The organism is Salinispora vitiensis (genome assembly GCF_000378825.1).
In the GTDB taxonomy this organism is placed as follows: domain Bacteria; phylum Actinomycetota; class Actinomycetes; order Mycobacteriales; family Micromonosporaceae; genus Micromonospora; species Micromonospora vitiensis.
In genome coordinates, this window is the sequence record NZ_KB900388.1 from 3,775,836 (window position 1) to 3,794,164 (window position 18,329).

Annotated in this window: 15 protein-coding genes; 11 read left to right on the forward strand and 4 right to left on the reverse strand. The window is 70.0% G+C overall.

Annotation, left to right across the window (positions count from 1 at the left end):
* Window positions 1–99: 99 nt before the first annotated feature.
* From SALPAC2_RS0117865 to SALPAC2_RS0117895, 7 genes are all read left to right on the forward strand, one after another.
* A complete protein-coding gene (locus SALPAC2_RS0117865) occupies window positions 100–408 on the forward strand; it encodes a YbaB/EbfC family nucleoid-associated protein (RefSeq protein ID WP_018218001.1) in 309 nt (102 codons plus the stop codon).
* Window positions 409–415: 7 nt separating this feature from the next.
* Window positions 416–1,009, forward strand: coding sequence for a recombination mediator RecR (recR, locus tag SALPAC2_RS0117870; RefSeq protein WP_018218002.1), 594 nt, complete (start codon window positions 416–418; stop codon window positions 1,007–1,009).
* 307 nt (window positions 1,010–1,316) lie between these two features.
* A complete protein-coding gene (locus SALPAC2_RS0117875; RefSeq protein WP_018218003.1) occupies window positions 1,317–2,978 on the forward strand; it encodes an ABC transporter substrate-binding protein in 1,662 nt (553 codons plus the stop codon).
* A gap of 75 nt (window positions 2,979–3,053) precedes the next feature.
* The gene (locus SALPAC2_RS0117880; RefSeq protein ID WP_018218004.1) at window positions 3,054–4,058 is read left to right on the forward strand and encodes an ABC transporter permease; all 1,005 of its coding nucleotides are present in this window, start codon (window positions 3,054–3,056) and stop codon (window positions 4,056–4,058) included.
* Window positions 4,055–5,017: an ABC transporter permease gene (locus SALPAC2_RS0117885; protein ID WP_018218005.1), complete on the forward strand. Its 963-nt coding sequence runs from the start codon at window positions 4,055–4,057 to the stop codon at window positions 5,015–5,017. Before SALPAC2_RS0117880 ends, SALPAC2_RS0117885 begins: the two co-directional genes overlap by 4 nt.
* Before the next feature lie 67 nt (window positions 5,018–5,084).
* A complete protein-coding gene (locus SALPAC2_RS0117890; protein WP_018218006.1) occupies window positions 5,085–6,143 on the forward strand; it encodes an ABC transporter ATP-binding protein in 1,059 nt (352 codons plus the stop codon).
* Window positions 6,136–7,251 carry an ABC transporter ATP-binding protein gene (locus tag SALPAC2_RS0117895; RefSeq protein WP_018218007.1) on the forward strand — a complete coding sequence of 372 codons (1,116 nt, stop codon included), beginning with the start codon at window positions 6,136–6,138 and terminating at the stop codon, window positions 7,249–7,251. The genes SALPAC2_RS0117890 and SALPAC2_RS0117895 overlap by 8 nt, the downstream gene beginning before the upstream one ends.
* A 94-nt stretch (window positions 7,252–7,345) precedes the next feature.
* Here the strand turns inward: SALPAC2_RS0117895 and SALPAC2_RS0117900 are convergent, their stop codons facing one another.
* Window positions 7,346–7,807: a hypothetical protein gene (locus tag SALPAC2_RS0117900; protein WP_018218008.1), complete on the reverse strand. Its 462-nt coding sequence runs from the start codon at window positions 7,805–7,807 to the stop codon at window positions 7,346–7,348.
* Window positions 7,804–8,412 carry a GmrSD restriction endonuclease domain-containing protein gene (locus tag SALPAC2_RS0117905; RefSeq protein ID WP_018218009.1) on the reverse strand — a complete coding sequence of 203 codons (609 nt, stop codon included), beginning with the start codon at window positions 8,410–8,412 and terminating at the stop codon, window positions 7,804–7,806. The genes SALPAC2_RS0117900 and SALPAC2_RS0117905 overlap by 4 nt, the downstream gene beginning before the upstream one ends.
* A 144-nt stretch (window positions 8,413–8,556) precedes the next feature.
* Between SALPAC2_RS0117905 and SALPAC2_RS0117910 the strand changes: the two genes are divergently transcribed.
* Complete coding sequence (locus SALPAC2_RS0117910; protein WP_018218010.1) at window positions 8,557–10,059, forward strand: MFS transporter; 1,503 nt, start codon at window positions 8,557–8,559, stop codon at window positions 10,057–10,059.
* A 196-nt stretch (window positions 10,060–10,255) separates the two neighbouring features.
* On the opposite strand, the gene leuA is transcribed toward SALPAC2_RS0117910, so the two are convergent.
* Window positions 10,256–12,031 (reverse strand): 2-isopropylmalate synthase, encoded by a 1,776-nt coding sequence (gene leuA / locus SALPAC2_RS0117915; RefSeq protein ID WP_026184849.1) that lies wholly within the window; start codon window positions 12,029–12,031, stop codon window positions 10,256–10,258.
* Window positions 12,032–12,504: 473 nt separating this feature from the next.
* On the opposite strand from leuA, the gene SALPAC2_RS0117920 reads away from it, so the two are divergent.
* Together SALPAC2_RS0117920 and SALPAC2_RS0117925 are read left to right on the forward strand one after the other, a co-directional pair.
* Window positions 12,505–13,770 carry an aspartate kinase gene (locus SALPAC2_RS0117920; RefSeq protein ID WP_018218012.1) on the forward strand — a complete coding sequence of 422 codons (1,266 nt, stop codon included), beginning with the start codon at window positions 12,505–12,507 and terminating at the stop codon, window positions 13,768–13,770.
* 3 nt (window positions 13,771–13,773) lie between these two features.
* A complete protein-coding gene (locus tag SALPAC2_RS0117925; RefSeq protein WP_018218013.1) occupies window positions 13,774–14,835 on the forward strand; it encodes an aspartate-semialdehyde dehydrogenase in 1,062 nt (353 codons plus the stop codon).
* A gap of 4 nt (window positions 14,836–14,839) precedes the next feature.
* Here the strand turns inward: SALPAC2_RS0117925 and SALPAC2_RS0117930 are convergent, their stop codons facing one another.
* Window positions 14,840–16,261: a GGDEF domain-containing protein gene (locus SALPAC2_RS0117930; RefSeq protein ID WP_018218014.1), complete on the reverse strand. Its 1,422-nt coding sequence runs from the start codon at window positions 16,259–16,261 to the stop codon at window positions 14,840–14,842.
* A 290-nt stretch (window positions 16,262–16,551) separates the two neighbouring features.
* On the opposite strand from SALPAC2_RS0117930, the gene SALPAC2_RS0117935 reads away from it, so the two are divergent.
* Window positions 16,552–18,255, forward strand: a complete 1,704-nt coding sequence (locus SALPAC2_RS0117935) for a bifunctional metallophosphatase/5'-nucleotidase (protein ID WP_026184850.1) — start codon at window positions 16,552–16,554, stop codon at window positions 18,253–18,255.
* Window positions 18,256–18,329: the final 74 nt, after the last annotated feature.

The following is an 18,329-nucleotide window of genomic DNA, read 5'->3' on the forward strand; positions in this document are numbered from 1 at the left end:
GGTAACGCCAGTAAGCAGTAAGCAGTAAGCAGTAAGCAGAGTTTTGCAGCAGGTCGAGTGATTAAGGAGTCGTTCGTGCGCCCAGGTGGACAGCCGAACATGCAGCAGATGCTGAAGCAGGCGCAGAAGATGCAGCAGCAGATCGCCCAGGCGCAGGCCGAGTTGGCCGAGGCGGAGCTGACCGGTGCCGCGGGTGGTGGCCTGGTCACCGCGACCGTCGCCGGCACCGGCGAGCTTAAGTCGGTCACGATCGACCCAAAGGCGGTCGATCCGGAGGATGTCGAGACCCTGGAGGATCTGGTGGTGGCGGCGGTGCGGAACGCCGCCGAGGCGGCCCGGGAGCTGACCGACCAGAAGATGGGGCCGGTGGCCGGCGGTATGGGCGGCCTCGGCCTGCCCGGTCTCTGAGCCGACGATGTACGAGGGCGCCATCCAGGATCTGATTGACGAGCTGGGCCGACTGCCGGGCGTTGGCCCGAAGAGCGCCCAGCGGATCGCCTTTCATGTCCTGTCCGCGGATCCGGCCGACATCAACCGGCTGGCCGACGCGTTGCGCAAGGTCAAGGAGCTGGTGCGCTTCTGCACCAGCTGCTACAACGTGGCCGAGTCCGAGCAGTGCCGGATCTGTCGCGATCCACGCCGTACCGATGAGGTGCTCTGCGTGGTGGAGGAGCCGAAGGACGTGGTGGCGATTGAGCGGACCGGTGAGTTCCGCGGCCGCTACCACGTCCTCGGTGGCGCAATCAACCCGCTGGAGGGGATCGGGCCGGACAATCTGCGCGTCCGGGAGTTGCTGACCCGGCTGGGCGGTGGCGCGGTGCGGGAGCTGATCCTGGCCACCGACCCGAACACCGAGGGTGAGGCGACCGCCACCTACCTGGCGTTGATGGTGAAGCCGATGGGCATCGCCGTGACCCGGCTGGCCAGTGGCCTGCCGGTCGGCGGTGACCTGGAGTACGCCGACGAGATCACTCTCGGTCGTGCCTTCGAGGGGCGCCGGACGGTCTGAGCCCCGCTGGCGCCCGGGCCAACGGTCCGGGCCCTGCTGGCACCGCATCAACGGGGGTCGTATTGATCTAACACCTGAGGTCTTCTAGGGCCGGATTGACGTAACAGTTTCGCATCACGGCCGCCGATCATTCGGGAAGGTCCTCGCTTTTCCTTCGGTTCTTCGGTCTGGGCGGTGAAAAGCCACGATCCGACATCGACTGTCCACCCGGCAGTTTCCGCGGCGTTGGCCGGACGGCTATGGTTCCCGCCATCGGTGACCCCGGTCACCGCGTTGTCCGTATCCACAAGGACGAGGTGAAGCACCCATGCGTGCATCCAGGCCGAAGGCTGCTGTCGCGGCCGTCGCGGTCGCGGCCCTCGCGGTAGCCGGCTGCGCCGAGAGTGACCGCGAGGATTCCGGCGGTAGTAACAACGACACCCTTGTCTTCGGTGTCGCCCACGACCCGAAGGTGCTCGACCCGAGCTTCGCCAGCGACGGTGAGTCGCTGCGGGTGGCCCGTCAGATCTTCGAGACCCTGGTCCGCCCCGAGGAGGGCGGCACCAAGGTGAGCCCGGGCCTGGCTGAGTCCTGGACTCCGGACGAGGCGGGCACCACCTGGACCTTCAAGCTCCGCTCGGGCGTGAAGTTCCACGACGGCACCGACTTCGACGCCGAGGCCGTCTGCGTCAACTTCAATCGCTGGTACAACGCCACGGGCCTCATGCAGAGCCCGGACGTGACCGCCTACTGGCAGGACGTGATGGGCGGCTTCGCCCAGAACGAGGACGAAGGGCTCTCGGAGAGCCTCTTCAAGTCCTGCACCGCCAAGGACGCCACCACGGTCGACCTGGCCTTCACCCGGGCGTCCAGCAAGGTTCCGGCCGCCCTGATGCTGCCGTCGTTCTCCATCCACAGCCCGACGGCGCTGGAGAAGTACGACGCGGACAACATCGGCGGCACCGCGACGGACGTCAAGTACCCTGAGTACGCGACCAAGCACCCGACCGGCACCGGGCCCTTCAAGTTCAAGACCTGGGACATCGCCAACAAGTCGCTCACCATCGAGCGCAACGACGACTACTGGGGCGACAAGGCCAAGCTGAAGAACCTCGTCTTCAAGACCATCTCGGAGGAGAACGCGCGCAAGCAGGCGCTGAGCTCCGGCGACGTCGACGGCTACGACCTGGTCGGGCCGGCTGATGTCGAGCCGCTGAAGAACGAGGGATTCAATGTCCTGACCCGGCCGGCGTTCAACATCCTCTACCTGGCCATGAACCAGGAGGGGAACCCGAAGCTGGCCGACCTCAAGGTCCGGCAGGCGATCGCCCACGCGATCAACCGGCAGGCCCTGGTCGACTCGAAGCTGCCCCCGAAGGCGAAGGTGGCGACGAACTTCTTCCCGGACACGGTCGAGGGCTGGAACGGCGACGTCACCACCTACGACTACGACGTTGACAAGGCCAAGCAGCTGCTGGCCGAGGCCGGTGCGGCGGACCTGACGCTGCGGTTCCACTACCCGACCGACGTCACCCGTCCGTATATGCCGAACCCGAAGGATCTCTTCGAGCTGGTCTCGGCGGACCTCGAGGCGGCTGGCATCACGGTCGAGCCGATCCCGCTGAAGTGGAGCCCGGACTACCTCAACGCCACCACCTCCGGTAGCGAGCACGACCTGCACTTCCTCGGCTGGACCGGCGACTACGGCGACGCCTACAACTTCATCGGCACCTTCTTCGACCGGCAGAAGGACGAGTGGGGCTTCGACAACCCGGCCCTCTTCGAGCAGTTCAAGGACGCCGACTCCACCATCGATGCGGCGGAACGGGTGGAGAAGTACAAGGCTCTGAACAAGACCATCATGGACTTCCTGCCCGGTGTGCCGGTCTCGCACTCGCCGCCGACGATCGTGTTCGGCAAGGACGTGACCGGTGTCACGGCCAGCCCGCTCACCGACGAGCGGTTCGCCAACGCTGAGTTCAAGTCCTGATCTAACGCAAGAAACCGGGCGGGCGCTGTGCTGCACAGCGCCCGCCCGCGTCCCTCCGCACCCTTCTGAGGCATCGTGTTCCGGTTTATCGTCAGACGCCTGCTCCAGCTGATACCAACGCTGTTCGGGCTTTCGCTTCTGCTCTTCATCTGGGTCCGCCGCCTACCGGGCGGCCCCGAGGACGCCATCCTCGGCGAGCGGGCCACCCCCGAGATGCGCGCGGCGATTCGCCGCAGCATGGGTCTCGACGAGCCGATTCTGGTCCAGTACGGCCGCTTCGTGCAGCGGCTCCTTCGCCTGGACCTGGGCACCTCGACGTCGACCAAGCGCCCAGTGGTCGAAGAGTTCCTGGAGCGTTTCCCCGGCACCATCGAGTTGACGATCACCGCCCTGGTGATCGCGATCGGGGTCGGCATTCCCCTCGGCTACCTGGCCGCCCGCCGTCGGGGGCAGCTACTCGACCATCTCTCGGTCGGCGGATCGCTGGTCGGGATCTGCGTCCCCATCTTCTTCCTGGCCTACGTCCTGAAGGCGATCTTCTCGGAGAACCTGGGCTGGTTCCCGTCCAGCGGCCGACAGGATCCGACCATCGAGGCGACCCGGATCACGAACTTCTTCGTCCTCGACGGGTTGATGACCCGGGAGTGGGATGCCGCCATGGACGCGCTCTGGCATCTGGTGCTGCCGGGGCTCGCGCTGGCCAGCATCCCGCTGGCGATCATCGTCCGGATCACCCGGGCGAGCGTGTTGGAGGTACTCAACGAGGACTTCGTCCGGACCGCCGAGGCGAAGGGGCTGACCGAGCGGACCGTGCGGGGCCGGCATGTGCTGCGCAATTCGCTGCTGCCGGTGGTCACCTCGATCGGCTTGCTCACCGGGGGGTTGCTCTCCGGTGCCGTGCTGACCGAGACGGTCTTCGCGTTCACCGGCATCGGGGCCTTCATCTACGAGGCGATCGGCCAGCGTGACTACCCGGTGCTGCTGGGCTTCATCATGATCATATCGGTGGTGTACGTGCTGGTGAACCTCCTGGTTGACCTCTCCTACAGCCTGATCGACCCGAGGGTGAGGGTCCGATGACGATGACAGGTAAGAAGGAGCGGTTGGACCGGCTCGCCGAGATGGTGAACCGGGACGACGAGCGGGGGGTCAGCCTCTGGCAGGAGGCGTTCCGGCGGCTGCGGCGGAACCCCGCCGCCATCATCGGCGCCGTCATTCTGACGATCTTCGTCCTGGTGGCGCTGGTCGGCCCGTTCTTCGTCCCCTACGAGCCGAAGGACACCATCGGAATTCGCGAGGGCCTGGTGAAGTCGGGGCAGGGCATCATCCCCGGCGCCTCCGCCGAGCACTGGTTCGGCTACGACCACCAGGGTCGGGACGTCTTCAGCCGGATGATCGTCGGAGCCCGGCAGACCCTGCTGGTCGGGGTGGTCGCCACCCTGATCGGACTGGCCGTGGGCGCCCTGATCGGCGGGGTCGCGGGAGCGGCCGCCGGTCTGGGGGGCCGCTGGGGGCGCGCGGTCGACAACGTGCTCATGCGCGTCATCGACATGATGCTGGCGCTGCCGAGCCTCCTGCTCGCGGTCAGCATCGCCGCCCTGCTCGGGGCGAGCCTAAGCACCGTCATGATCGCGGTCGGCATGGTGTCGGTGCCGGTCTTCGCCCGACTGCTGCGGGTTTCGATGATCGCGCAGGCCAACAGCGACTACGTGCTCGCGGCCACCTCACTCGGCGTCCGGAAGCCGAAGATCGCGCTGACGCACATCGTGCCGAACTCGCTGGCCCCGGTCATCGTGCAGGCCACGTTGACCCTGGCCACCGCGATCATCGAGGCCGCCGCGCTCTCGTTCCTCGGCCTCGGCAACCCGGACACGGCGCAGCCCGAGTGGGGAGTCATGCTCGCCGACGCCCAGTCGTACCTCGGCATTCGACCCGCACTGGCGATCTTCCCAGCGGTAGCGATCATCATCACCGCGCTCGGCTTCACCCTGCTCGGTGAGGCGATGCGTGAGGCCCTCGACCCGAAGCTGCGGAAGTAGGTCCCGCCATGTGTGTAGCCCGAGAAACGGGTTCGCGAGCCCCGCAGGTGCGAACGGAGGGCCGGTAATGGCACTGCTCGAAGTGGATGACCTGAGCGTCACATTCGCCCGGCGTGGGCAGCGTACGGTGCGCGCGGTGGACGGGGTCTCCTTCTCGGTCGACGCCGGTGAGGTCGTCGGTCTGGTCGGTGAGTCCGGCTGCGGCAAGAGCGTCACCTCGATGGCGATCATGGGGCTGCTGCCGCGGCATCCTGGCACCCGGATCGGCGGCAAGGCGGTCTTCGACGGAACCGACCTGCTCGGACTCGACGACCGCGCCCGGCGAGACATCCGTGGTCGGGACGTAGCGATGATCTTCCAGGATCCGCTCTCCTCGCTGAACCCGGTGATCCCGATCGGGTTGCAGGTGACCGAGGTGCTGGCCCGCCACCGGGGAATGAAGGGTGACGCGGCACGTAAGGAAGCGGCCGGGCTGCTGGACCGGGTCGGCATCCCGGATCCGAACCGGCGGCTCAAGGAGTATCCGCACCAGCTCTCCGGTGGGATGCGGCAACGGGCGTTGATCGCGATGGCGGTCGCCTGCCGTCCCCGGCTGCTGATCGCCGACGAGCCGACCACCGCGCTGGACGTCACCATCCAGGCGCAGATCCTGGAACTGCTCAAGGAGTTGGTCCACGACTCCGGTACCGCGCTTGTCATGATCACCCACGATCTGGGGGTGGTCGCCGGCATGTGTGACAGCATCAACGTGCTGTACGCGGGTCGGGTGGTCGAGACCGCCCGTCGACGTCCCCTCTTCCGGGAGCCACGGCACCCGTACACCGCGGGTCTGCTCGGTTCGGTGCCCCGCCTGGACAGTGGGCGCGGCGAGCCGCTGAACCCGATCCCCGGCTCGGTACGCGACGTGCTGTCCTGGTCGGAGGGCTGTGCGTTCGCCCCGCGCTGCTCCCGGCGGGTGGACGCCTGCCTCGACGAGACGCCGCCGGTGGTACGCACCCACGACGCCCGTAGCTACCGCTGTGTCGACCCGGTGCCGTTGCCCGGCGCCGTCCCGGCCCAGGCCGGTCCGGCCGACCAGCCCGGAGCGTCGAGCCCGGAGCCCAACGAGGAGAAGACCCGTGACTGACAACGACATCCTCGTCGAGGTCCGTGACCTGAAGGTGCACTTTCCGATCAAGCGGGGAGTGCTCTTCGATCGCACGATCGGCCACGTGAAGGCGGTCGACGGGGTCGACCTGCGGATTCCCCGCGGCAAGACCTACGGCCTGGTGGGCGAGTCCGGGTGCGGGAAGTCGACGCTCGGCCGGGCGCTACTCCAGCTGACCCCGCCCACCGGCGGCGAGGTCGTCTTCGACGATGTCGAGCTGACCACGCTGCCGCCGGCCCGGCTGCGGGCCATGCGTCGTCGGATGCAGATGATTTTCCAGGATCCGATGTCCAGCCTGGATCCGCGGCAGAACGTCGAGTCGATCCTCACCGAGGGTCTGCAGACCCACGGCATCGGCGACAACCGAGACGAGCGACGCGCGATCATCGGGGAGGCGCTCGACAAGGTGGGGCTACCCCGGTGGGCCCTGTCCCGTTACCCGCACGAGTTCTCCGGCGGGCAGCGGCAGCGGATCGGGATCGCCCGGGCGGTGGTCCTCGGTCCGGAACTGATCGTCGCCGACGAACCGGTGTCCGCCCTGGATGTGTCGATCCAGGCGCAGGTGGTCAACCTCCTCGACGAACTCCAGGAGAGCCTCGGCCTCACCTACCTGGTGATCGCGCACGACCTGGCCGTCGTCCGGCACATCTCCGACATCGTCGGTGTCATGTACCTCGGCGCCCTGGTGGAGGAGGCGCCGAGCGACCGGCTCTACACCGAGCCACTGCACCCGTACACCCGGGCGCTCATGTCGGCGGTGCCGGTGCCGGACCCGGATGTGGAGGACCGCCGGGAGCGGATCCTGCTCGCCGGTGACCTGCCGTCGCCGGCCAACCCGCCGACGGGCTGCCGGTTCCACACCCGCTGCCCGTGGGCCCAGCCGACGCGCTGCGCCGACGAACGGCCGGTGCTGCGCGACATCGGCGGCAGCCGGGTGGCCTGCCACTGGGCCGAGCGGATCGCCAGCGGGGAACTCCGTCCGAGTCACGGCGGGGCGGGAGTCACCGGGGCGTCCGACGGCGGTGCGGCCGCGGAGTCGGTGTCGATCGCGGCCCCGACCGCGAAGGCGGACTCCGCCGACGGCTGAGCCGCCGAAGCCGGGTCGCGGGGCAGCCAGGACCGGCTGCCTCCGCGGCCCGGCTCAGCCGTCGGGGCGGGTTGAGCACGTTCTGTGCCCCGGTTCAGCCGTCGGGGCGGTGGAGCAGGGCGACGGCGATCGCGTGTACCGCATCGAGACCGGCCGGGTCGGGCAGCGTCGCCCGTCCGCCGGTCACGACGTACCATTCGTCGGCCTCGCGGTACTGCACCCGCAGGGTGACCTGACCGTCGAGGTACTCGGTGCGAAGCGTCAGCTCGCCGGTGATCACGCCGACCTCGTCGGTCATCACCCCGCCCGGCCCGGGGACGATGTCCGCGCCGCAGACCCGGGACCCGCCGTCGGCCCGCATCCCGGAGCCGGGAATGCCGCCCGCCAGGGCGCCGGTGGTCTCCGCGCTCATCCCGGCGCCGGGTACCGCGGCACCGGCCGCGCCGTCGGCCGTCATCCCGGCGCTGCCCGGGGCGGGACCGCCAGCGGCGGCCGTCGCGTCGTTGTCGGCTCCCGCCGGCCGGTGCGGTGTCGGATCCGTCCCGGTGCTGGTCATGATTGGCTCCCCCCGGTGCAGCCCGCCAACATGTCGGCCAGCGCGGTCTTCTCGTCGGTGTTCACCGACAACTGCCAGTGATGCTTCACCGTGACCCAGCTTTCGGCGTAGCGGCACCAGTACGACCGGTTCGCCGGTCGCCACTGGGACGGATCCTGATCACCCTTCGATCGGTTGGCGGTGCGGGAAACCGCGAAGAGGTGCGGCGACCGGGTGTCGTTGGCGAAGTCACCCCGCTTCGCGTCGGTCCACCGGTCGGCCCCGGATCGCCAGGCGTTCGCCAGCGGCACCATGTGGTCGACGTCGACCTCGGAGGGGTCGGTGAGGACCTGGCCGTCGTAGACGCTCTCCCAGCGACCGCCGACCACGTTGCAGCCGGAGAGTTTGATGCTCTCTCCGTCGCGCGCGAGCACGGTGTCCCGGACGTCGCAGTTCTTGCCGGTGCCCCGCCAGTGGGGGAAGCGGTCGCGGCTGTAGCCCTTCATCGATCCGGCGCTGGCCACCGTCAGCTCGGCCAGCTTCTCCATCACATTCCCGCCGTCACTGGTGGGCGACGGGTCGGGCGTGCCGGCCGGGACGCAGCCGGCCAGGCCGAGCGCCAGCACTGTCCCGAGCAGCGGTCCGGATCTGGTACGCAGAGACGACACCTCTTTAGCTTGGCGGTTTCCGGCGGCTCCGCCCAGTACCGCGGCGGGCGGTTTCGGCGTTTCGTAGCCGCTTCGAGATCGAGCCGGGGCAACCTTGGGGCCATGACGCCACCCTCCCTTCGCCTGGGTACCCCCGCGGGGGTCGGCACGCTACTCGCCGCGGTGCTCGCCTCCGGGATGGTCTTTCTCGATGGGACCGTGGTCAACGTTGCCCTGCCCCGCCTGGGTGAGGACCTCGACGCCACCGTCTCGGATCTGCAGTGGACGGTTAATGGCTACCTGCTGATGCTGGCTGCGTTCGTACTGCTCGGTGGCGCGCTCGGTGACCGGTTCGGCCGGCGGCGGGTATTCCTGCTCGGGGTGGTGTGGTTCACCGTGGCGTCGGTGCTGTGCGGGCTGGCCCAGGACACCGGGCAGCTCATCGCGGCTCGGCTCCTGCAGGGCGCCGGAGCGGCCCTGCTCACCCCCGGTTCCCTGTCGGTCCTGCAGGCCAGCTTTCACCCGGACGACCGGGGGCGGGCGATCGGTGCCTGGGCCGGCTTCTCCGGCGTCTCCACGGCGCTCGGCCCCTTCGTCGGCGGCTGGCTGATCGACCAGTTCTCCTGGCGATGGATCTTCTTCCTGAACGTGCCGCTGGCCGTGCTGGTGCTGCTGGCCGCCCTGCGCTGGGTGCCGGAGAGCCGGGACGAGAGCGCCTCGCGTACCAGGACCAAGGGGGCGGGCCGGCGGCGGTTCGACGTGCTCGGCACGGTGCTGGGGGCGGTCGCCCTGGCCGGGATCACGTTCGCGTTGATCGACGCACCGGCTCGGGGCGCGACGTCGGCAGCGGTGTTGCTGGCCGTCGCGGCCGGGGTCCTCGCTTCGGTGGCCTTCGTGCTGGTCGAGCGACGCCGGGGGGAGACCGCGATGCTGCCGACCGGGTTGTTCAGCAGCCGAATCTTCTCCGTGCTGAACGTCTTCACCGTGGTGATCTACGCGGCGCTTGGTGGGTTCACCTTCTTCGTTGCCGTTTTTCTCCAGAACGTGGCCGGCTGGTCGGCGCTGGCCACCGGCGTCGCGCTGCTGCCGGTGACCGTGCTGCTGCTGGTCGGTTCACCGGTCGCCGGTGATCTGGCGACCCGGATCGGGCCCCGACTGCCGCTGACCGTGGGCCCGGTCGTGGCCGCGATCGGGCTTGTTCTGCTCCGCGAGGTCGGGGCCCAGGCGTCCTACTGGCGGGACGTGCTGCCCGGGGTCTTTCTCTTCGGGCTCGGGTTGGCCCTGGTGGTGGCGCCGTTGACGGCCTCGGTGCTGGCCGCCGTCGCGGACCGCTTCGCCGGAGTGGCGAGTGGCTTCAACAATGCGGCCTCACGCGCCGGGGGTCTGCTCGCGGTGGCCGCCCTGCCGCTGCTGGTCGGCCTCTCCGGCACCGACTACGAACGGCCGGCCGAGTTGACCGCCGCCTACCGGGGCGCGTTGGCCTGGTGCGCCGGGCTGCTGCTGGTCGGGGCGGTGCTGGCGGTGGTCTTCGTCCGCCGTCCGCGTCGGACGCCGCCACCGTCGCAGCCCTGCCAGTCCCTGCCGGCCGCCACCGGGCCGGAAAAGGGTACGGGGACGGCTTCCTGACGACTCCGGGGCCGGCCGGCGACCGGGCCCCGGGTTGACCTCGGGGTACGGCCGGCCGGCGACCGGGCCCCGGTTGACCTCGGGGTACGGCCGGCAGGTAACCGGTGGCCCGGGTTGACCTCGGGTGGAGGCCAACCCGGACCGGCCCCCGGGTTGATCTCGGGTGGAGATCAACCCGGACTGGGCCCCGGGTGCCTCAGTGGGCGCGGTTGACGGCGCTGGTCACCGCCCTGATGGTGGCGGTGACGATGTTGGCGTCAACCCCGACGCCCCAGACCGTACGGCCGTCCACCGCGCACTCCACGTACGCGGCCGCCTGGGCGTCGCCGCCGGCGGAGAGGGCGTGTTCGTGGTAGTCGAGGACGCGTACGTTGACGTCGAGGGACTGCAGCGCGTTGACGTACGCGTCCACCGGGCCGTTGCCGATGGCGGTGACGGCGCGTTGCCCGCCGCCGTGCCCGACCAGCGCCTCGAACTCGACCTTGCCGTCCACTGTGCCGAGTGTGTAGTTGGTCAGGGTGACCGTGGGGTCCGCCTGGTGGTCGAGGAGGTACTGCCCGGCGAAGATCTCCCACATGGTCTGCGGGTCGACCTCGCCGCCGTTGTCGTCGGTGACCTGCTGGACCACGCCGGAGAACTCGATCTGGAGCCGGCGGGGCAGGTCGAGCTGGTGCTCGGTCTTCATGATGTACGCCACGCCGCCCTTGCCGGACTGCGAGTTGACCCGGATGACGGCCTCGTAGGTGCGACCCAGGTCCTTCGGGTCGATCGGCAGGTACGGCACCGCCCACGGGTGCTGCTCGACGGGGATCCCGGCGGTGTCGGCGGAGGCCGCGAGGGCGTCGAACCCCTTGTTGATCGCGTCCTGGTGGGAGCCGGAGAAGGCGGTGTAGACCAGGTCGCCGGCGTACGGGTGACGCTCGTGCACGGGTAGCTGGTTGCAGTATTCGACGGCGCGTTTGATCTCGTCGATGTTCGAGAAGTCGATCATGGGGTCGATGCCCTGGGAGAAGAGGTTCAGGCCCAGGGTGACCAGGTCCACGTTGCCGGTGCGCTCGCCGTTGCCGAAGAGGCAGCCCTCGATCCGGTCCGCGCCGGCCAGCAGGCCCAGCTCGGCGGCGGCCACTCCGGTGCCGCGGTCGTTGTGCGGGTGCAGGCTGAGCACCAGACTGTCCCGTCGGGGCAGGTGTCGGTGCATCCACTCGATCGAGTCGGCGTAGACGTTCGGCATCGCCATCTCGACGGTGGCCGGCAGGTTGACGATCAGCCGGTGGTCGGGGGTCGGGTCGAGGACCTCGATCACCTTCGCGCAGACCTCCACGGCGTAGTCCAGCTCCGTGCCGGTGTACGACTCGGGGGAGTACTCGTAGTGGATGTCGGTGTCCGGGGTGTGGATCTCCGCGTACTTCTGGCAGAGCCGGGCGCCGGTGGTGGCGATGTCGGTGATGCCGTCGCGGTCCAGCCCGAAGACGACCTGGCGTTGCAGCGTTGAGGTCGAGTTGTAGAAGTGCACGATCGCCCGCTTCGCGCCCCGCAGCGCCGTGAAGGTGCGGTCGATCAGGTGTTCCCGGCACTGGGTCAGCACCTGGATGGTGACGTCGTCGGGGATCAGGTCCTGCTCGATGAGCTGCCGGACGAAGTCGTAGTCGGACTGGCTGGCCGAGGGGAAGCCGACCTCGATCTCCTTGTAGCCGAGCTGCACCAGGAGCTGGAACATCCGGCGCTTGCGCTCGGGGGACATCGGGTCGATCAGGGCCTGGTTGCCGTCTCGCAGGTCGACCGCGCACCAGCGCGGTGCGGCCTCGACCTGCCGGGTGGGCCAGCTGCGGTCGGGGAGGTCGGTGCGGAACTGCCGCTGGTAGGGCTGGTAGCGGTGGTGCGGCATCCGGCTGGGGCGTTGCCGGGCGATGGGGTCGGTCTCAGCGTCGGGGGTGGCAGCAGGGTGAGCCATGCGGTGTGCCTCCGTGGTCATGTGACGTCAGCAGTCGAGGTCGGCGAGGCGCCGAGGAACGGGTCGGAGCGGGCGGCACGGTTCGACCCCGCGGCGAGGTGCCGGCCGTTAGGCCTCGCCGCGGCGACCAAGAAGAAGCAACGGCTGCCACATGACCACGTCACCCTACGTGGTGGGGGGCGGATCTGGGAAGGATCGCCCGGACTGTGAGATGGGAGTCGCAGCCCGGGTGACCAGCAGCAGGTCAGCGGGCAGGTCGGTGGGAAGGCCGAACTCGCTGGTAGCGCCGGCGCGGTTGGCAGCGGGTAAATGTGGGAAAAGGCACCGTAACGGTCCGCTGTCCGGAGCGCCCCGGCGCTCGGGGCCGGATGCTGGGATCACCCGACGCGGACGAGTGGTCCGGCGGATACCCTGAGGGCGTCTTGACATGACGCCGCCGGCTCCGTCGGCGGCGTCGGCACGCTCAGGGTGACGTGGGAGGGGAGTGCGCCGTCGTGGCACTCGTGGTGCAGAAGTACGGCGGATCCTCCGTCGACAACGCCGAGCGGATCAAGCGGGTGGCCGAGCGGATCGTCGCCGCCCGTAAGGCCGGCGACGACGTGGTGGTGGTGGTCTCCGCGATGGGCGACACCACCGACGAGTTGACCGACCTCGCCAACCAGGTCAGTCCGCTGCCGCCCGGCCGGGAGCTGGACATGCTGCTCACCGCCGGGGAGCGCATCTCGATGGCGCTGCTCGCGATGGCGATCCACAACCTGGGGTACGAGGCGCGGTCGTTCACCGGCTCACAGGCCGGGGTCATCACCACCTCGGTGCACGGTCGGGCGCGGATCATCGACGTGACACCGGGGCGGCTCAAGGGTGCCCTGGACGAGGGCGCGGTGGTCATCGTCGCCGGCTTCCAGGGTGTGTCGCAGGACACCAAGGACGTCACCACCCTGGGGCGGGGTGGTTCGGACACCACCGCCGTGGCGCTCGCCGCCGCGCTCGACGCCGATGTGTGCGAGATCTACAGCGACGTTGACGGCGTCTTCAGCGCCGATCCGCGGATCGTGCCGGACGCCCGGCACATCCGACAGATCACCTATGAGGAGATGCTGGAGCTCGCCGCCTGCGGCGCCAAGATTCTGGCGCTGCGCGCCGTGGAGTACGCCCGCCGGGCGGGGTTGCCGGTCCACGTCCGTTCGTCATACTCGACCAGCACCGGCACGATGGTCACCGGATCGATGGAGGACCTTTCCGTGGAACAGGCGTTGATCACCGGAGTCGCGCACGACCGCAGCGAAGCCAAGATCACGATCGTCGGGGTGCCCGACGAGCCGGGTGCGGCCGCGCGGATCTTCGACACCGTCGCCGGTGCTGAGATCAACATAGACATGATCGTGCAGAACGTCTCCACCGAGGGCACCGGCCGGACGGACATCTCGTTCACCCTGCCCAAGACCGACGGCCCCACCGCCATGGCCGCGCTCAGCAAGATTCAGGACAGCGTCAAGTTCAAAGGGCTGCTCTACGACGACCACGTCGGCAAGGTCTCGCTGATCGGTGCCGGGATGCGTTCCCACCCGGGCGTGGCGGCCGGCTTCTTCGCCGCCCTCGGCCAGGCCGGCGTGAACATCGAGATGATCTCCACGTCGGAGATCCGGGTCTCGGTGGTGTGCCGCGACACCGACCTGGACAACGCCGTACGCGCCATCCACGACGCCTTCGAGCTCGGTGGTGACACCGAGGCGGTCGTGTATGCGGGGACGGGGCGGTAGCCCATGACGTCGCAGCCCACCCTGGCTGTGGTCGGGGCGACGGGCGCGGTCGGCACCATCCTGTGTGAGTTGCTCACCGGCCGTCGGAACGTCTGGGGCGAGATCCGACTCGTCGCCTCCGAGCGGTCGGTCGGGCAGCCGGTGGGTTGCCGGGGCGAGGAGCTGACCGTCCAGGCGCTCACCCCGGAGGTCTTCGACGGCGTCGACGTGGCGATCTTCGACGTTCCGGACGCGATCTCGGCCCAGTGGGCGCCGACCGCGGTCGACCGGGGCGCCGTTGTGGTGGACAACACCGCCGCGTTCCGTACCGAAAGCGATGTTCCGTTGGTGGTCCCCGAGATCAACCCGGAGCAGGTTCGGAACCGGCCGAGGGGCATCGTCGCCAACGCGACCTGCACGACCCTCGCCATGATCGTCGCGGTGGCGCCACTGCACCGCGAGTACGGCCTGCGGGAGCTGGTGCTCTCGTCCTACCAGGCGGTCTCCGATGTCGGGCCGGCCGGGGTGGACACCCTGTACCGCCAGCTCGTCAAGGTCGTCGGAGACCGGGGGCTCGGTGCCCGTCCCGGAGATGTCCGGCAGGCGGTCGGCGACGACCTCGGCCCCTTCCCCGCACCCCTCGCGCTGAACGTGGTGCCGTGGGCCGGGGTGCCCAGCGACGGCGGCTGGTCCTCCGAAGAGGTGACCCTGCGTAACGACTCGCGCAAGATCCTCGACCTGCCCGATCTGAAGGTCACCGCCACCTGCGTCCGGGTGCCCGTGGTCACCGGGCACTCGGTGGCGGTGCACGCCGTCTTCGGCACCGAGGTGGACGCCGAGGGAGCCGGTGAGGTGCTGCGTAACGCCCCCGGCGTGATCCTGGTCGACGAACCGGCGGCCGGCGAGTTCCCGATGCCGATCGACGCCGTCGGCACCGACCCGTCCTGGGTCGGCCGCCTCCGCCGGGCCCTGGACGACCCCCGCGCGCTCGACTTTTTCGTGACCGGGGACAACCTCCGCAAGGGTGCCGCCCTGAACGCGGCGCAGATCGCCGAACTCCTGGCCGGCGAACTGACCCCGCGTTGACGTTTCAGGCGGCGGCTAGGCGTACGCCGTCGCGGCCCTCCCGTTTCACTCGGTAGAGCGCCTGGTCGGCGCGGTGCAGGGCGTGGCCGGCGGGCTCGTCCGGGTACGGGAGGGCGACGCCCACGCTGATGGTGCGGCCGATCCCGCGCGCCGCCGCGGTGAGGCGCTCGGCGACCCGGACCGCCTCCTCGGGGCGGTTCACCTCGATAACCGCCGCGAACTCGTCGCCACCGGTCCGGTACAGCTCGTCGCCCTGGCGCAACGCGCCCTCCAACGCCCGTGCCAGCCCCACCAGCAGCCGGTCACCGGCCTGGTGGCCGTACGTGTCGTTGACGGTCTTGAAGCCGTCCACGTCGATCGCGAGCAGGGCGGTACGCCCGGGGGTGGCCGCCGCGATCCGCTCCCCGAACGGCCCGGTGTGCCGCAACCCGGTCAGCGGGTCGGAGCTGGCCCGCTCGCGGAGCCGAGCCACGGTCCGGAGCCGGTCCAGGGCGCTTCCGGTCTGGCCGGCGAGCAACTCCAGCAGGTTGACGGTGGTCGGGTCGGGGCGGAGCCGCCGCCCGTCGGCGACCAGCAGGAGCCCGGCATCGTCGGCTGCGCCGACCGGCACCGCCACCAGCGTGCGGACCCCGGCCCGGGTCAGCGGAGCGTGGTCGTCGGTCGCCGGCGGTTCGGCTTCACCGAGGGTGTAACCGGCGCCGTAGCGGTGGGCCTGGTCGACCATCCGCCCCAGCGCCTCCGGGCCGGCCGCGGCGAGCGCGGCCCGGACCCGGGCCTCCAACTCGTCGGGCCGGGTGGTCGGCGCGCACAGCCGGGGACCCGACGGCCCAGCGAGCACCAGAACGGCGGTGGAGAGCGTCGACACGTCCCGCGCCGCCGTGGTGGCCGCGTGTCGCAGCTCCCGCTCGGTGTCGGCGGCGGCCAGCGCGGCGGCGTGCCGCAACAGCTTCTCGCTCCGGGTCTCCGCCGGCGGTCCGCCGAGTGCCACGATCCGCGCGCCGAGCTGCTCCGCGAGGCGTTCGGCGGTGTCCCGCCACGCCGTCAGGTCCGCCGGTTGGTTCCAGAGCAGGTCGAGGACGCCGACCGGGCGGCCCGCCGGCCCCGGCACCGGTACGCAGACCTCACCGGTGGCGTCGGGGCGGACCGGGAGGCGGTCCGGGTCCGCGTCGAGGTCGGTGATGACCGCGGGGTGACCGGTGGTGTGCACCCGACCGAGGACGCCGGTGGCCGGCCCGACGGTGGAGAAGACCTGCCACGACCCGGTGGCCGCGACGCAGCGGAGCCGGTCGTGGACCTCCAGCAGCACCGAGATGGCGGCCGGGGTGGATTGGGCCAGGGCGGCGACGGTCCACTGGCACGCCTGGGTGACGGTCGACGCCATCGGCAGGCGGGCCGTGCCGGCACAGATGATTTGATCGTGATCCACTCGCGTGTTGTCCCGGGTCGGAGGTGACCGGCCGCTGCCGGTGCCGTGTTCCAGGGTAGCCAGCCGGTCGCGGCAGCCCGGTCCGCGCGGTACGGCGTACCAACGGGTTACCCACTGTTGTCGAAGCTGTGGTGTGCCGCCCGGTCGACTGGGTGGCGAGCGCGATGAGAGGCTGTCGTCGGTGCTGGTGGCGGTACCCGTCGCCGCCGGTGTCCGAATCCTGCCGATGGCGCGAAATGGTGGGCGTGCCTAGCCCGGATGTTTCCGCGCCGGTTCCCACGAGGAGTTCCATGTCCATCCCTGGGATGCGTCGGGCCGCGATCGGCCTGACCGCGCTCGCTGTGGCCGCCTTCGGCGCGGTCGCGACCACCCCCGAAGCGGCGGACGCCGGGCGGAAGCCGGTCGACGTCACGCTGCTCGCGCTGAACGACTTCCACGGTCATCTGGAGCCGCCCGGTGGGTCCAGCGGCACGATCGAGGACCAGCCGGCCGGCGGGGTCGAGTACCTGGCGACCCACCTGGCCGAGCTGCGGAAGGCCAGCAAGAAGAAGAACACCATCACGGTCGCCGCCGGGGACCTGATCGGTGCCTCCCCGCTGCTGTCGGCGGCCTTCCACGACGAGCCGACCATCGAGGCGTTGTCGCAGGCCGGTCTCGACTACGCGAGCGTCGGCAACCACGAGTTCGACGAAGGCTCCGACGAGCTGCTGCGGATTCAGCACGGCGGCTGCCACCCGGTCGACGGCTGCGCCGACGGCACCCCGTACCGGGGCGCTGACTTCCAGTACCTCGCCGCGAACTCCTTCGTGTCCGAGACCGGCGAGCCGCTGCTGCCCCCGTACGCGATCCACCGGGTGCAGGGCGTCAAGATCGGTTTCATCGGAATGACCCTCGAGGGCACGCCGGACATCGTCAGCCCGGAAGGCGTCGCCGGCCTGACCTTCGCCGACGAGGCGCAGACCGCCAACCGGTACGCGCGGGAACTGCGCCGCCAGGGCGTGGAGACGATCGTGGTGCTGCTGCATGAGGGCGGTAACCAGGCCGGCGCCGGTGGCATCAACGACTGCGTCGACTTCACCGGCCCGGTGGTCGACATCGTCAACCGGATGGACCAGTCCATCGACGTCGTCGTCAGCGGGCACACCCACCAGGCGTACAACTGTGAGGTCAACAACAAGTTGGTGACCAGCGCCAGCTCGTACGGCCGGCTGATCACCGACATCGACCTGAAGATCGACCGGCGGAGCGGGGACGTGCTGCGGGCCACCGCCGAGAACCTGGTGGTCACCCGGGACGTCGCCGAGGACCCGGCCCAGACCGCGCTGATCGACCGGTACCAGACCGTCCTCGGCCCGGTCGCCGGCCGGGAGGTCGGCGAGACCACCGAGGCGATCACCCGGACGCAGGAGACCCTCTTCGACACCGTTCGCGGGGAGTCCCCGCTCGGGAACCTGATCGCCGACGCCCAGCTTCGGGCCACCGAGGGGGACCAGGACGCGGTCGCCGCGTTCATGAACCCAGGCGGTGTCCGGGCCGACCTCGATGCCGGCCCGGTCACCTACGAGGAGGCGTTCACCGTCCAGCCGTTCACCAACAACCTCGTGACCCTCGACCTCACCGGCGAGCAGCTCTACTGCCTGCTGGAGCAGCAGTTCGTCACCGAGCGGGTGCTCTACCCGTCGGCCACGGTCGGGTACGTCGTCGACCCGGCCGGCAGCACCGCCCCGGCGGACGACCCCTGCGCCGGCACGCGCGTGGTCCCCGGCAGCCTGACCTTCGCCGACGTACCGGTGGAGACCGACGGGACCTACCGGGTCACGGTGAACAACTTCCTGGCCGGCGGGGGCGACGGCTTCTCCGTCCTCACCGACGGCACCAACCCGGCCACCGGCCAGATCGACCTGGACGCGCTGGTCGCGTACCTGACCGAGTCCTCGCCGGTCTCCGCTCCGGCACTGGACCGGATCCGTACCACCGGGGAGCCCGGCCGCTGACGCCACCGCTTCCAGCACCGACGGGCCCCGGGAACACCCCGGGGCCCGTCCTCGTCTTGGCCCGGTGTCCCCCG